Here is a 12703-nt window from a genome sequence, read left to right as displayed (position 1 = left end):
GCCCGCCAGCCTCGTTCCCACGGGAACAGGGGCGCGCATTGGGCGACTTGGAGCGTCACTGAGCGACATCGAACTACACCGAGATGTCCGCATTTTCAGCATCGCCGCAGGTCACAGCGGGGTCACAAATCTAGTTACGGTCCCGAATCGAGCGCCCGATGATCAAGGCCCCATCTGTTCGTTCAGGTGGGGCCTTGATTTTTTTGCGCGCCACGCCGTGCACACGCTCCAGGCCGACAGCGGCGTCGCGGGCCCTCGCCCTCGGCCTGTCCACGGCCGACTCCAGCGGCCAAACCCCCTCCCCCGCATCCCGGTTGAGCCATGCACAAACGGCCCGCAGCACACCGTCGCGCCATGCACAATGAGGCATGACCACGAAACTTGTGTCCGCCGCCGCCCTGCCCCTTGTCGACGCCCAGCCCGTTGTCGCGGCGCTCCCGGCCGGCCACCGCCGCAGGGGACTCGCCGCCCGGGCCGCCGCCCAGCACGCCGGCCGCACCCCGGACGCCCTGCGCCGCGTCACCCTGACCGTCGACACGGTGCCGTCCGCTTCCGCATTCCAGTCCGCTCTGTAGTGGCGTCGGGCCGATATGTCCGGTCGAGCGCCTAGGATCGGCCTCGATGATTGAGACCATCGTCCTCGACATAGGCGAAACACTGGTGCGCGACGACCGCTACTGGGCGTCCTGGGCCGACTGGATCGGCGTCCCGCGGCACACGCTCGCCGCGCTCGTCGGCGCGGTCGTCACCCAGGGCGGCGACGCGGCGGACGCCCTGCGCATGCTCAAGCCCGGCATGGACGTGCGGGAGGCCTACCTGGCTCGGGAGGCCTCGGGGCGGGGCGAACACCTCGACGAGACCGACCTGTACGACGACGTGCGGCCCGCCCTGGGCGGGCTGCGCAAGCTCGGTGTCCGCGTCGTCGTCGCCGGGAACCAGACGGTCCGGGCCGGCGAGCTCCTGCGGGGCCTCGACCTGCCCGCCGACCTGGTGGCGACCTCCGACGAATGGGGCGTCGACAAGCCCCGGCCCGGCTTCTACGAACGGGTGCTGGAGGCGGCGGGCTCGGACCCGCACCGGACCGTGTACGTCGGCGACCATCCCGTGAACGACCTGTTCCCCGCCAAGGCGGCGGGGCTGCGCGTCGCCCATCTGCGGCGCGGGCCGTGGGGACACTGGTGGGCGGACGACCCGAAGGTCGTCGCGGCGGCGGACTGGCGGATCGATTCCCTCACCCAGCTGGCGTCCATCGTCGCCGACGAGGCATCGGCCTCCGGCTCTTCCGGCACCTAGGACCCGCCCGGGTGGCGAACCGGCGAGGTCCTGGCGGGGCCCGCGCGCGACCGAGCGGCGCGCGGCGGTTTCCCGTACGCCCCCCTGGGGGCCTCGCGCGGGGTTCACCCGGACGGGCGGCCCGCAGGGCGGTTCACGCGGGTACTCGGCGGTTTTCGCGCGTGCCCAAGGGGGTTCGGACGCGCCCCCGGGCCGGACCACGTGTGCGGTCCGGCCCGGGGCTCTCCCCTGGGGGCGAGGTCTAGAGCTTGTCCATGCGGGTATACGGACTCACGATTCGGGCCTGGCGGGAGCCGAAGTCGACGAGCATCGCGACGCCGTCCTCGACCCCAATGATGGTGCCCAGGCCGAACTGGTCGTGTGTGACCCGGTCTCCTAGGACGAAGTGCTTGGCCGCCGGGGCGTCCGGGGCTTTGAAGGGGCTGGTGGGCAGGTGGCGCCGGGGCGCGGATGGCTTCGTCATCGTCACCCCAGTATGCGCCGCGAAACGGCCCGAAGGGCAGGCCCGCCGGGTGACGATGGGGAATCGATCCGGTATCTCCGTGCACCAGAACGCCTCCCGGTGCGAAAATCGTCACGAATTGACGGGCAACCACGGGGTTGCCCGTGTGGTTTCCGAGGTACCCGGCCGCTCGCTCCACCTCGCCCGACACCCCACCCGTCGGCCTGCCCGGCCCGAGCGGCGGGCCCGCCTCACCGGCGCCCGAGACCTGCCGGGCGCCCCGGGAAGCGCTCCGGAGGTGCGCGTGGACGATGTCTTCAGGGCGCTGGCCGACACCAGCCGGCGGCGCCTGCTCGACCGGCTCCGGACGCGGAACGGCCAGACGCTCCGGGAGCTCTGCGAGGGGCTCGCCATGTCGCGCCAGGCGGTCAGCAAGCACCTCGCGGTGCTTGAGGCGGCCCGGCTGGTCACCTCGGTGCGCGGCGGCCGGGAGAAGTTCCACTACCTCGACCCGGCCCCGATCCAGGAGCTGTCGGAGCGCTGGATCGGCCAGTACGAGTGCGGCGGGCCCGAACGGCCCGCCCGATGGAAGCGGAGCCTGGAGGAGAAACCCCCCATGGACAAGCCCGAGTTCGTCTACGAGATCTATGTCCAGACCACCCCCGAGCGCCTCTACGAGGCCCTGACCGACGCCGAGTTCGCCCAGCGGTACTTCGGCGGCTGGGGGCCCCTGTCCGACTGGCGGGTGGGCTCGCCGGTGCTGTGGAAGATGGGTCCGGAAGGGGCGTACGAGGATCTCGGCCAGGCGGTGATAGAGGCGGTGCCGGGCCGCAAGCTGGCCTACACCTGGCACCGGCTGCTCCCGATGCACCGTCAGCTCTTCGACAGCGACGAGGAGTTCGAGAGCGCGCGCACCGAGCAGTCGCAGGTCGCCTTCGACATCCTGCCCGCCGATCCGGCCTCCCTCGGCGTGAAGCTGACCATCACGCACGACGGTTTCGAGAGTGCGCAGAGCGAGATGCTCAAGGGGGTGAGCGGCGGCTGGGTGATGATCCTGTCCACGCTCAAGACGCTGATCGAGCGCGAGGCGCGGTAGCCGTCCGGGCGAGCGTTACGCTCAGCCGGCGAAGCGTCCCGTCATACGTCCGGCCCCCGCTCCCCAGTGCGGGGGAACGGAGGCCGGACCGTTTCATGGGTGGCTCAGGGGCGTCGGCCCGAAGGCCTTGACCCCGGGAGCCGCGGCTCAGGAAGCCGTCAGGGGGCGGATCGCCGTCGGGGCGTGGCCCGGCTCGGTGGCCAGCTCCTCGAACTCGCTGATGTCGCTGATGTCGTTGGTGCGGCTCATCGAGATGTTCGTGATCCGCTCCAGGATCGCCTCGACGACGACCGGGACACGGAACTCGGCGGCCAGCTTCTTGGCCTCCTCGAACGCGGGCAGCAGCTGGTCCGGCTCGGTGACCCGGATGGCCTTGCAGCCCAGGCCCTCGACGACCTTGACGTGGTCGACGCCGTAGACGCCCAGCTCCGGGGAGTTGATGTTCTCGAACTCCAGGTTGACCTGGAAGTTGATGTCCAGGCCGATCTGCGCCTGACGGATCAGGCCCAGGTAGGCGTTGTTCACGAGAACGTGGACGTACGGGATCCTGTGCTGCGCGCCGACCGCCAGCTCCTCCAGCATGAACTGGAAGTCGTAGTCGCCGGACAGGGCGACGACCGGGACCTCGGGGTCGGCGGTCGCGGCACCGAGCGCGGCCGGGATGGTCCAGCCGAGCGGGCCGGCCTGGCCGCAGTTGATCCAGTTGCGCGGCTTGTAGACGTGCAGCATCTGCGCGCCGGCGATCTGCGAGAGGCCGATGGTGGTGACGTAGCGCGTCTCCGGGCCGAAGGCCTTGTTCATCTCCTCGTAGACCCGCTGCGGCTTCATCGGCACGTTGTCGAAGTGCGTGCGGCGCTGGAGGGTCGACTTGCGCTCCAGGTGGGAGGCGACCCAGGCCGAGCGGTCGGGCAGCTTGCCGGCGGCCTTCAGCTCCTTGGCGACCTCGACGAAGAGCTCCAGGGCGGCCTTGGCGTCGGAGGCGATCCCGTAGTCCGGCGCGAAGATCTTGCCGATCTGGGTGGGCTCGATGTCGACGTGGACGAACTTGCGGCCCTGGGTGTAGACGTCGAGCTTGTAACCGGTGTGGCGGTTGGCCCAGCGGTTGCCGATGCCCAGGACGAAGTCCGACTCCAGGAACGTCGCGTTGCCGTAGCGGTGCGAGGTCTGGAGGCCCACCATGCCGGCGTTCAGCTCGTGGTCGTCCGCGATGGCGCCCCAGCCCATGAGGGTGGGGATCACCGGGGTGTTGGTGATCTCGGCGAACTCGACCAGGAGGTCGGAGGCGTCCGCGTTGATGATGCCGCCGCCGGCGACGATCAGCGGGCGCTCGGACTCCAGGAGGAAGCTGATGGCCTTCTCGATCTGGGCCCGGCTCGCGGCCGGCTTGTAGACCGGGAGCGGCTGGTAGGTCTCCGGGTCGAAGTCGATCTCGGTGAGCTGGACGTCGATCGGCAGGTCGATGAGGACCGGGCCGGGGCGGCCGGAGCGCATCAGGTGGAAGGCCTGCTGGAAGACGCCGGGGACCTGCGCGGCCTCCAGGACGGTCGTCGCGGCCTTGGTGACCGGAGCCGCGATCGAGGCGATGTCGACCGCCTGGAAGTCCTCCTTGTGGATCACCGCGACCGGGGCCTGGCCGGTGATGCAGAGGATCGGGATCGAGTCGCCGGTCGCGGAGTACAGGCCGGTGATCATGTCGGTGCCCGCGGGGCCCGACGTGCCGATGCAGACACCGATGTTGCCCGGGTTGGCGCGCGTGTATCCCTCCGCCATGTGGGAGGCGCCTTCGACGTGGCGGGCGAGCGTGTGGTCGATGCCACCGCCCTCCTTGAGCGCCCGGTAGAAGGGGTTGATCGCCGCGCCCGGCACGCCGAAGGCGTGGCTGACGCCTTCGAGCTTGAGGATCTCAACTGCCGCTCGGGCAGCGGTCATACGAGGCATGGGGTGCTCCTGCTTCGGCCGGCGAAATCGGCTCGGGCGCGCCGCCTGGCCGCGCCACCTTCAAACCGAATTCCGTAATGCGGAAGTTTCATTCTGCTATGTGGAAGCAATGTAGGACGGCATCGCCAGCGCGTCAAGGGAGGGCCGGGATGCGCGAATCGGCCACGCCACGGACGCGGTTGATGGACCATGGACGGCGGAGCCCCTGGAGGAGCCACCGGGGACTCCGCCCGGCGTGGAGCGCGAGCCGTGCGGTGACCCCGTACGGCGGCCCTCGCGCGGGCCGTGTCGTCAGAGAGGTGGGGGCCGGTGAACGGGGACGGCGTGCCGCTGCGGTGCCCCGCCTGTCGGCGCGATCACGTCTATGTGCCGCCGGCCTACCCCTGCGCCTGCGGAGCCCCGCTCGCCCCGCCCATCCAGCGCGGCGCCGCACCCTCACCGATCACCCACCGCACCTGGACGGACACCTGGGTCACCGTGCGGTGCCGGACGTGCGGGCGCCAGAGCCAGTGGCCGCAGCCCGAGCTCGGCTGCTCCTGCGGGACAGTCCTGAGAGTGCCGGTCCGCCCGGTCACGGCGCCGCCCGGGCCGCCGGCGGCGGAGCGGCAGGCGCGGACCGGCCGCCCTACGGGGGTGCCGGCGCGTGCGGCGTTCCGGCCGCTCACGATCCGCACCGCACGCGACGCGGTGACCGCGGCCGGGCTCTATCTGAGCTGGCTCGGCTTCGGCGATGTCCTGCACGCCGAGCCGCCCCCGGCCTCCGGCATCGACCTGCGCGGACGGGGGCTGGTGGCCCAGGTGGACCCGACGACCCGGCCGGCGTCACTGAAGGCCGTCGAATGCCTGTGGCTGCACGCCATGACCGTCCCGGCCCGCGGCATCCACTTCTCGCTCGCGGGATACGCGCCGGACGCCCGCCGCCGCGCGGACGAACTGCACGTCCCCCTGTTCGTCCTCGACCTCACGGGCACGCCGCAGCCGGTGAACGGCGCGGCCCGGGAACTGGTCTCGACGGGCGCCTCCTAGCCCGCGGCGCCCTCAGGCCCCGTAGCCCTCCCGCAGCTCCACCTTGCGGACCTTCCCGCTGACCGTCATGGGGAAGGCGTCGAGGATCCGCAGACGACGGGGGATCTTGTAGTGCGCGAGCCGCTCGCGGCAGTACGCGCTCAGCTCGTCCAGGGTGGGCGGATCGGCCGGGTCCCGGGGGATGACACAGGCCAGGATCTCCTCGCCGTACCGCTCGTCCGGGACGCCCACCACCTGCACGTCGGCGATCTTGGGGTGTCGGTACAGGAACTCCTCGATCTCCCTCGGGTACACGTTCTCGCCCCCACGGATGATCATGTCCTTGATGCGGCCGACGATCTCGACATAGCCGTCCTCGCGCATCACCGCGAGGTCGCCGGTGTGCATCCAGCGTCCCGCGTCGATCGTCTCGGCGGTCCGCTCCGGCTCGTCCCAGTAGCCCAGCATCACGCTGTAGCCGCGGGTGCACAGCTCGCCCGCCTCGCCGCGCGGTACGGTGACGCCGCCCGCGGGATCGACGATCTTCACCTCGACGTGCGGCATGACCCGGCCGACCGTGCCGGTGCGCCGCTCCAGGTCGTCGTCGGCGCGCGTCTGGGTGGAGACGGGGGACGTCTCGGTCATGCCGTAGCAGATGGACACCTCGGCCATGTGCATCTCGGCGACCACCCGCTTCATCACCTCGGCCGGGCACGGCGAGCCCGCCATGATCCCGGTGCGCAGCGAGGTGAGGTCGTACGAGGCGAAGCCGGGCAGGTTCAGCTCGGCGATGAACATGGTCGGCACCCCGTACAGCGAGGTGCAGCGCTCCTCCTGCACGGCCCGCAGGGTCGCCGCCGGGTCGAAGGACGGTGCCGGGATCACGATGCAGGCGCCGTGCGAAGTGGCCGCGAGGTTGCCCATCACCATGCCGAAGCAGTGGTAGAACGGGACCGGCACGCAGATCCGGTCCGCCTCGGTGTAGGCGAGCAACTCCCCCACGAAATAACCGTTGTTGAGGATGTTGTGATGGGAGAGAGTGGCTCCCTTCGGGAAGCCCGTGGTGCCCGAGGTGTACTGGATGTTGACCGCGTCGTCGCAGGACAACTGCGCCTGACGAGTAGTGAGTTCGGCGCGCGAATACCCTGATCCCTCCTCCATCAGCCGGTCCCACCCCGGGTCCCCGAAGAAGACCACGCGCCTCAACTCGGGACACTGGGAACGCACTTGCCCGACCATGGCCCGGTAGTCACTCGTCTTGTGGGCCAGCGAGGCGAACAGCACCGACACACCGGCCTGCCGCAGCACGTATTCCAACTCGTGGACGCGGTAGGCCGGGTTGATGTTGACCATCACCGCGCCGATCCGCGCGGTCGCGTACTGGACCAGGACCCACTCCGGGCAGTTCACCGCCCAGATGCCGACGCGGTCCCCCTTGGCGACCCCGGCGGCGAGCAGCGCACACGCCAACTGGTCGACGTCCGAGCCGAATCGGGCGTACGTCCAGCGCCGCCCCGACCCGGCGTCGACCAGTGCCTCGCGCTCCCCGTACGCCTGGACCGCGCGGTCCAGATTGCCGCCGATCGTGTCGCCGAGCAGGGCGGTACCGCTCACCCCGTGGGCGTACGAGTCCGTCACCATCGCAGCGCGCCTCACTTCCTCAGCCGTGGCTCCCAGGATGCCCCGACCGCCCCTGACCTGCCTAGCGTTCCGCACGGGGAAGATCGAATCGGTTCGCCCGGACGGCGTCCCCGCGCGGGGCGGGAACCCTGGCGGGAAATCCATGGGTCCGGGCGGCCAGGACCACGAGCAGGACGGGTGCCAGCAGGGCCAGGACGCTCCAGGGGAACGAGGCCGGGCCGAGGAGGCTCAGGAGGAGGCCGCCGACAACGCCGCCGCCGGCCATCGCCACGTTCCAGAGCGTGACCAGCATGGCTTGCGCGGCGTCCGCCCGCTCGCCGCCCGCGTCGCCCACCGCGGTCTGCAACAGCGTCGGAACACCGCCCCAGCCGAGCCCCCACAGGCCGACGGCGACGTACACCGTGAGGGGACTGCCGGAGAGCACGGCGAGGGCGGCGGCCGCGACGGCGACGAGTACGGTGCTCGCGAGGGTCAGGGTCCGCAGCCGTCGGCCGATCTGCGCACCCACCACCCAGATGCTCAGCAGCGAGGCCGCGCCGAACACCAGGAGTACGAGGTCGGTGGAACCGGCCATGCCGAGATCGTCGAGGAAGGTCGCGATGAACGTGTAGAGGATGGTGTGGGCCAGCACGAAGACCAGCGTGACGAACAGGACGGGCGCAACCCCGGGCACCTTCAGGGCCGCGGTCATCGGCGCCCGGCCGCCGCGTTCCTGGCCGGGCCGGTCCGGCACGGCCGCGGCGATCCAGCCGAGCAGGGCCATGGTCAGGCCGGTCATCACGAGGAAGGCCACCTGCCAGTTGGCGGCCCTGCCCAGGAGGGTTCCGGCCGGGACGCCGAGCGACAGGGCGACGGGAACGCCGGCCATGGCGATGGCGATCGCCCTGCCCTGGAGGTGCCCGGGGGCCAGCCGGCGCGCGTATCCGGCCAGGACGGCCCAGGCGAGACCCGCGGCGACACCGGCGAGGAACCGGGCGGCCATCGTGAGGGGATAGTTCCCCGAGAGCGCGGTCACGGTGTTCGCCACGGCGAACCCCGCCATCGACACCAGGAGCAGCCGCTTGCGCCGCCAGGCCGCGGTCGCGGCGGTGAGCGGGATCGCGGTCAGCGCCGTTCCGACGGCGTAGACCGTGACCGTCTGTCCGGCGGCGGACTCGCCGACCCGCAGGTCCGCGCCCATCGCGGGCAGCAGTCCTGCGGGCAGGGTCTCGGTCAGGCTGGTGACGAAGACGGCCGTGGCCAGCGCCAGGAGGGCGAGCAGGGGAAGCTTCCGGCCGTCGGCGCCGCCACCGCCCGCGGACACCCTGGGATCTCCAACCGGGCTGGCAGCAGAGCGAGTTGACGCCTCGACGACTGACTTCTTGGTGAAAGACATGGACGCATGCTCGAACCCTCACACCAATGTCAAGGTCAAAAGGAGCGGGCGTGACCTCGGTCACTCACCCGCGCCCCGGCACGGCTCCCTCCTACGTCAGTTGACCCCGCGGTCGAGCCCGGCCCAGTACGGCTCGCGGAGCTTGAACTTCTGGATCTTTCCGGTGGCCGTACGCGGGATGGCCTCGCGGAACTCGACGGAGGTCGGCGCCTTGTACCGGGCCAAGTGCTCCTTGCAGTACGCGATGAGCTCGGCCTCGGTGACGTCCGCGCCCTCCGTCAGGACGACGAGCGCCTTGATCGTCTCGCCCCACTTGTCGTGCGGCACACCGATGACGGCGACCTCGGCCACCGCCGGGTGGCTGAAGATCGTGTCCTCCACCTCGATCGAGGAGACGTTCTCGCCGCCCGTGATGATGACGTCCTTCTTGCGGTCGGAGATCGTCAGGGTGCCGTCGCCCTCGTCGATCGTGCCGCCGTCACCGGTGTGGAACCAGCCGTCCGCAAGGGCCGCCTCGGTCTCCTCCGGCTTCTCCCAGTACCCGTCGAGCACCACGTTGGAGCGGGCGAGCACCTCCCCGGAGTCCGACACCTTCAGCCGCACCCCGAGCGCCGGCACACCGGCCCTGGACAGTCTGCGCGCCCGCTCCTCGGTGGGGAGCCCGGCGTCGGCGGCCCGGGTGCGGTTCACGGTGAGCAGCGGGGAGGTCTCGGTCAGGCCGTAGATCTGGGTGAACTCCCAGCCCAGTTCCTCGTCGAGGCGCTGGATCGTCCGGCTCGGCGGGGGTGCCCCGGCGCAGACGACGCGGACCCGGTCGCGGCCCGGGATCTCGCCGCGCCACGACGCCGCCGCGTCCAGGACCATGTTCCACACCGCGGGCGCTCCGCACATCAGGGTGACCCCGTGCTCCTCGACCCGCCGCAGGATCTCGGTGCCGTCGACCTTGCGCAGCACCACCTGCTTCACGCCGAGACCGGCCATCACATACGGCATGCCCCATCCGTTGCAGTGGAACATCGGCAGGGTGTGCAGATAGACGTCACCCTCCCAGACCCGGGTGTGCAGCCCGAACGTCAGGCCGTTGACCCAGATGTTGCGGTGCGTCAGCTGAACTCCCTTGGGGCGGGCGGTGGTTCCGGAGGTGTAGTTGATCGTGGCCGTGGCGTCCTCGTCCGGGTTCGACCAGGCGCGCGGCTCCACGCCGAACCGCATCAGGGCGGAGTCGGTCTCCTCCCCCAGAACGAACCGGTGGCGCGCCTTCACGGCGGACAGCGCCACGTCGAGCTCCGGGTCGACGAGCAGGACCGAGGCCCCGCTCTGGCGCACCACGTACTCGATCTCCTCCGGCTTGAGGCGGAAGTTGACCGGCACACAGATCCGGCCGCTCATCGGCACCGCGAACAGCAGCTCCAGCATGCGCGCCGAGTTGTGGCTGACCACCGCCACGCGTTCGCCCTCGCCGACGCCCAGCGCGTCGAACCCCGCCTGCCAGGCACGCACCCGCTCGGCGAGTCGCCCATACGTCAGGCCGGGCACCGGCGGGCCCGGCTGATCCGGCTCGTCGACCACACCGGTGGCGGCGGAGAACCCCAGCTCCGCCCGGTCGAGGAAGTCCGAGACCGTCATCGGAATCCGCATCGCTCTTCACTCCTGGGTCGCAAGATCGGCATCACCTGTCAGAGGGGGATTCTGGTACCTCCCGGCGCTCGCAGCGCCCGAAACCCCGAATCGACCTGCGGTGACCGCTCCCCCGCCCCCCCTCTCACTCGGCCCAGCCGCCGCAGCGCAGGGGGCGCGACGGCGTGCACCGACGGTGGTGACGCTCGGCCCGGCCGCGCGGCGGATGCCGTGCCGAGCGGGTCACACCGGGCCGTCCGACCCCCGTACGGACAGCCCGGGCCCGGCCCGGCGCTGGCGAACACGCCTGCGCGCAGCGCTACTTGTCGGCGGTGAGCGTGCCGGCCGCGCCCCAGCTGTCCTTGGGGACCTCGTGGATCCACACCTGGACGGTCTCGGCCGGGATCCGGTACGCGTCGACGAAGGCATCCGTGACCCGCTTGACCAGCTCGCGCTTGAGCTCGACGTCGCGGGGACCCTGCTGAATGGTGACGATGGGCATGGCCAACTCCTCTGTCGGCGGCGGCTTCCCGGCCTTTCCGGGTCGCTCACCGGCGTGACCTCAGTCCATCGGATCCGTGCCGTCCGACCAAGGGGCAGACCGCGACCGCAGCGATCAGGGTTGGTGATCGTCGCTGGTCAGGGCGAGGGCGCCACCGGGAGTGAGGGGCCGCTCGCCATGGACGTGGCGCACGCCTTCAGGAGCAGTTCCACGGTGGCGGACGCGTGGCCCGCACCCACCGCCAGACCTGTGGACAGGGCGAGGCCGGGGGCGCGCAGAGGGCGGAAGGCGACGCGGGGGCTGAGCAGTTGACGGGCGTGGGCCGCGTAGACCACGGACCACAGCGAGCCGAGCCCGATGGCAGCCAGGGTGTTCTGGAGCGAGCCGCCGACCGGCCCCGGCACCGGCTCGAAGCCCGCCGCGTGACAGGCGCCCAGGACCAGGTCCACGAGCGCCGGATTGTCGCGGCGGGCGGTGAGGGACAGCGGGAGCTCGGCCAGTTCCGAGAGCGCGATCTCGTCCCGAGCGGCGAGCGGATGGCTCGCGGGGACGGCCACGAGCAGCGGGTCCTCCCACAGCGGCACGATCCGCAGGCCCGGCACGGGCTCGGGCGAGCGCACGAACGCGGCGTCGAGCCGCCCGTCGGCGACCTGTGCGAGACGGTCGCGCGCCGGCGCGGAGACGAGCTCGACGGAGGTCCCCGGGGCGAGCCCGGCGAACGCGTCGAGCACCCGGCCCAGCTGGTCGCCGAGCCCGGAACTGGTCCCGATCCGCAGCGTTCCCCCCTCCCGGACCGCGGCACGGGCCCGCTCGGCGGCGGCGAGAACCGCGCGGGCCTCGGGGAGCAGCCGCTCCCCCGCCGACGTGAGCCGCACGTACCGCGGCGACCGGTCGAACAGATCGGCCCCCAACTCCCTTTCCAGGCGCCGCACTTGCTGACTCACCGCGGACTGGACGATGTGCAGCCGCGCCGCGGCCCGGCCGAAGTGCAGTTCCTCGGCGACCGTGACGAAGTAGCTGAGCTGCCGCAGTTCCATACGCGGACTGTATCCAGGGGCCTTCGGGGGTCCGGCCGGCCCGGGCGGGTGTGGGCGCAGCACACATGGGTGCTGTCCAATGGCGGCCATGGTGTCGATCGATCGCTGTCTCGCCTTCGCGGCAATGTCCCTCGTAGTGATCGCGATCCCGGGCCCCAGCGTCCTGTTCGTGATCGGCCGCGCCCTCGCGCACGGGCGCCGCACCGCCCTAGCGACGGTCTTCGGCAACGCACTCGGCTCGTATGTCCTGGTGTGCGCGGTGGCGCTGGGCATCGGCGCGTTGGTGGCGCGTTCCGCTTCGGTGTTCCTGGCCGTGAAGCTGGCGGGCGCCGCCTATCTCGTACTGCTCGGGGTGCAGGCGTACCGGCACCGCAAGGAGATGCGGCTCGGGGTGGCGGCCATCGGGGAGGTCGCCGCCGCGGTCCGGCCGGCCCGCGGCGATCTGCGGACCGTCGCGGACGGCGTCCTGGTGGGCGTCACCAACCCCAAGGGCATCGTGTTCTTCGCGGCCGTGCTGCCGCAGTTCGTGGACCACGCGGCCGGCCATCTGCCGTCCCAGATGCTGCTGCTCGGCCTGATCCCCATCACCATCGGCCTGGTCACGGACACCCTGTGGGGCCTGGGCGCGGCGGCCGCGCGCGGCTGGTTCGCCGGCTCCGAACGGCGCCTTTCACTGATCGGCGCCGCGGGCGGCTTCGCGATGATCGGGCTCGGCGTGACGGTCGCGGCGACGGGTCGGGCAGCCTGAGCGGCCGTG

12 protein-coding genes are annotated in these 12703 nt (G+C 71.4%); 5 read left to right on the top strand and 7 right to left on the bottom strand.

The genetic code is table 11. From position 1 onward, the window contains the following. Nucleotides 1-368: 368 nt before the first annotated feature. The gene (locus tag ACFYNP_RS04215) at nucleotides 369-575 is read left to right on the top strand and encodes a hypothetical protein (RefSeq protein WP_388782466.1); all 207 of its coding nucleotides are present in this window, start codon (nucleotides 369-371) and stop codon (nucleotides 573-575) included. A 49-nt stretch (nucleotides 576-624) separates the two neighbouring features. Then, nucleotides 625-1293, top strand: a complete 669-nt coding sequence (locus ACFYNP_RS04210) for an HAD family hydrolase (RefSeq protein WP_388783287.1) — start codon at nucleotides 625-627, stop codon at nucleotides 1291-1293. Nucleotides 1294-1534: 241 nt separating this feature from the next. Here ACFYNP_RS04210 and ACFYNP_RS04205 read toward each other — a convergent pair whose 3' ends face one another. Further along, on the bottom strand, nucleotides 1535-1756 hold the full coding sequence (locus ACFYNP_RS04205; RefSeq protein WP_100579962.1) for a hypothetical protein: 222 nt from the start codon (nucleotides 1754-1756) through the stop codon (nucleotides 1535-1537). A 283-nt stretch (nucleotides 1757-2039) separates the two neighbouring features. Here ACFYNP_RS04205 and ACFYNP_RS04200 point away from each other — a divergent pair, with 283 nt between their 5' ends. Beyond that, nucleotides 2040-2831 (top strand): ArsR/SmtB family transcription factor, encoded by a 792-nt coding sequence (locus ACFYNP_RS04200; protein WP_388403598.1) that lies wholly within the window; start codon nucleotides 2040-2042, stop codon nucleotides 2829-2831. Between the two features lie 147 nt (nucleotides 2832-2978). Here ACFYNP_RS04200 and gcl read toward each other — a convergent pair whose 3' ends face one another. Beyond that, nucleotides 2979-4760, bottom strand: a complete 1782-nt coding sequence (gene gcl / locus ACFYNP_RS04195; RefSeq protein WP_388405157.1) for a glyoxylate carboligase — start codon at nucleotides 4758-4760, stop codon at nucleotides 2979-2981. Between the two features lie 318 nt (nucleotides 4761-5078). On the opposite strand from gcl, the gene ACFYNP_RS04190 reads away from it, so the two are divergent. After that, complete coding sequence (locus ACFYNP_RS04190; protein WP_388782463.1) at nucleotides 5079-5795, top strand: hypothetical protein; 717 nt, start codon at nucleotides 5079-5081, stop codon at nucleotides 5793-5795. 12 nt (nucleotides 5796-5807) lie between these two features. Here the strand turns inward: ACFYNP_RS04190 and ACFYNP_RS04185 are convergent, their stop codons facing one another. The 5 genes from ACFYNP_RS04185 to ACFYNP_RS04165 form a co-directional block, all read right to left on the bottom strand. Beyond that, nucleotides 5808-7415 carry an AMP-binding protein gene (locus ACFYNP_RS04185; RefSeq protein ID WP_388782460.1) on the bottom strand — a complete coding sequence of 536 codons (1608 nt, stop codon included), beginning with the start codon at nucleotides 7413-7415 and terminating at the stop codon, nucleotides 5808-5810. 61 nt (nucleotides 7416-7476) lie between these two features. Then, entirely contained in the window at nucleotides 7477-8790 is a 1314-nt protein-coding gene (locus ACFYNP_RS04180) for an MFS transporter (RefSeq protein ID WP_388782457.1), read from the bottom strand. A gap of 96 nt (nucleotides 8791-8886) precedes the next feature. Continuing rightward, nucleotides 8887-10428 (bottom strand): AMP-binding protein, encoded by a 1542-nt coding sequence (locus ACFYNP_RS04175; RefSeq protein WP_388782454.1) that lies wholly within the window; start codon nucleotides 10426-10428, stop codon nucleotides 8887-8889. A 298-nt stretch (nucleotides 10429-10726) separates the two neighbouring features. Beyond that, nucleotides 10727-10909 (bottom strand): 4-oxalocrotonate tautomerase DmpI, encoded by a 183-nt coding sequence (dmpI, locus tag ACFYNP_RS04170; RefSeq protein WP_388403584.1) that lies wholly within the window; start codon nucleotides 10907-10909, stop codon nucleotides 10727-10729. 137 nt (nucleotides 10910-11046) lie between these two features. Then, nucleotides 11047-11946 carry a LysR substrate-binding domain-containing protein gene (locus tag ACFYNP_RS04165; RefSeq protein WP_388782451.1) on the bottom strand — a complete coding sequence of 300 codons (900 nt, stop codon included), beginning with the start codon at nucleotides 11944-11946 and terminating at the stop codon, nucleotides 11047-11049. Nucleotides 11947-12034: 88 nt separating this feature from the next. On the opposite strand from ACFYNP_RS04165, the gene ACFYNP_RS04160 reads away from it, so the two are divergent. After that, a complete protein-coding gene (locus tag ACFYNP_RS04160; protein ID WP_388403580.1) occupies nucleotides 12035-12694 on the top strand; it encodes a LysE family translocator in 660 nt (219 codons plus the stop codon). Nucleotides 12695-12703: the final 9 nt, after the last annotated feature.

This window comes from Streptomyces sp. NPDC006691 (assembly GCF_042869955.1).
Classification (GTDB): Bacteria; Actinomycetota; Actinomycetes; order Streptomycetales; family Streptomycetaceae; genus Streptomyces.
The sequence above is the reverse complement of the archived record's forward strand: the minus strand, read 5'-3'. Positions and strand labels throughout refer to the sequence as shown.

Bases quoted from the DNA above. Each gene is read 5' to 3' on its own strand.
- ACFYNP_RS04165 (WP_388782451.1), bottom strand. From the start codon at position 11,946: ATGGAACTGCGGCAGCTCAGCTACTTCGTCACGGTCGCCGAGGAACTG.
- dmpI (WP_388403584.1), bottom strand. From the start codon at position 10,909: ATGCCCATCGTCACCATTCAGCAGGGTCCCCGCGACGTCGAGCTCAAG.
- ACFYNP_RS04215 (WP_388782466.1), top strand. From the start codon at position 369: ATGACCACGAAACTTGTGTCCGCCGCCGCCCTGCCCCTTGTCGACGCC.
- gcl (WP_388405157.1), bottom strand. From the start codon at position 4,760: ATGACCGCTGCCCGAGCGGCAGTTGAGATCCTCAAGCTCGAAGGCGTC.
- ACFYNP_RS04160 (WP_388403580.1), top strand. From the start codon at position 12,035: ATGGTGTCGATCGATCGCTGTCTCGCCTTCGCGGCAATGTCCCTCGTA.
- ACFYNP_RS04180 (WP_388782457.1), bottom strand. From the start codon at position 8,790: ATGTCTTTCACCAAGAAGTCAGTCGTCGAGGCGTCAACTCGCTCTGCT.
- ACFYNP_RS04175 (WP_388782454.1), bottom strand. From the start codon at position 10,428: ATGCGGATTCCGATGACGGTCTCGGACTTCCTCGACCGGGCGGAGCTG.
- ACFYNP_RS04205 (WP_100579962.1), bottom strand. From the start codon at position 1,756: ATGACGAAGCCATCCGCGCCCCGGCGCCACCTGCCCACCAGCCCCTTC.
- ACFYNP_RS04185 (WP_388782460.1), bottom strand. From the start codon at position 7,415: ATGGTGACGGACTCGTACGCCCACGGGGTGAGCGGTACCGCCCTGCTC.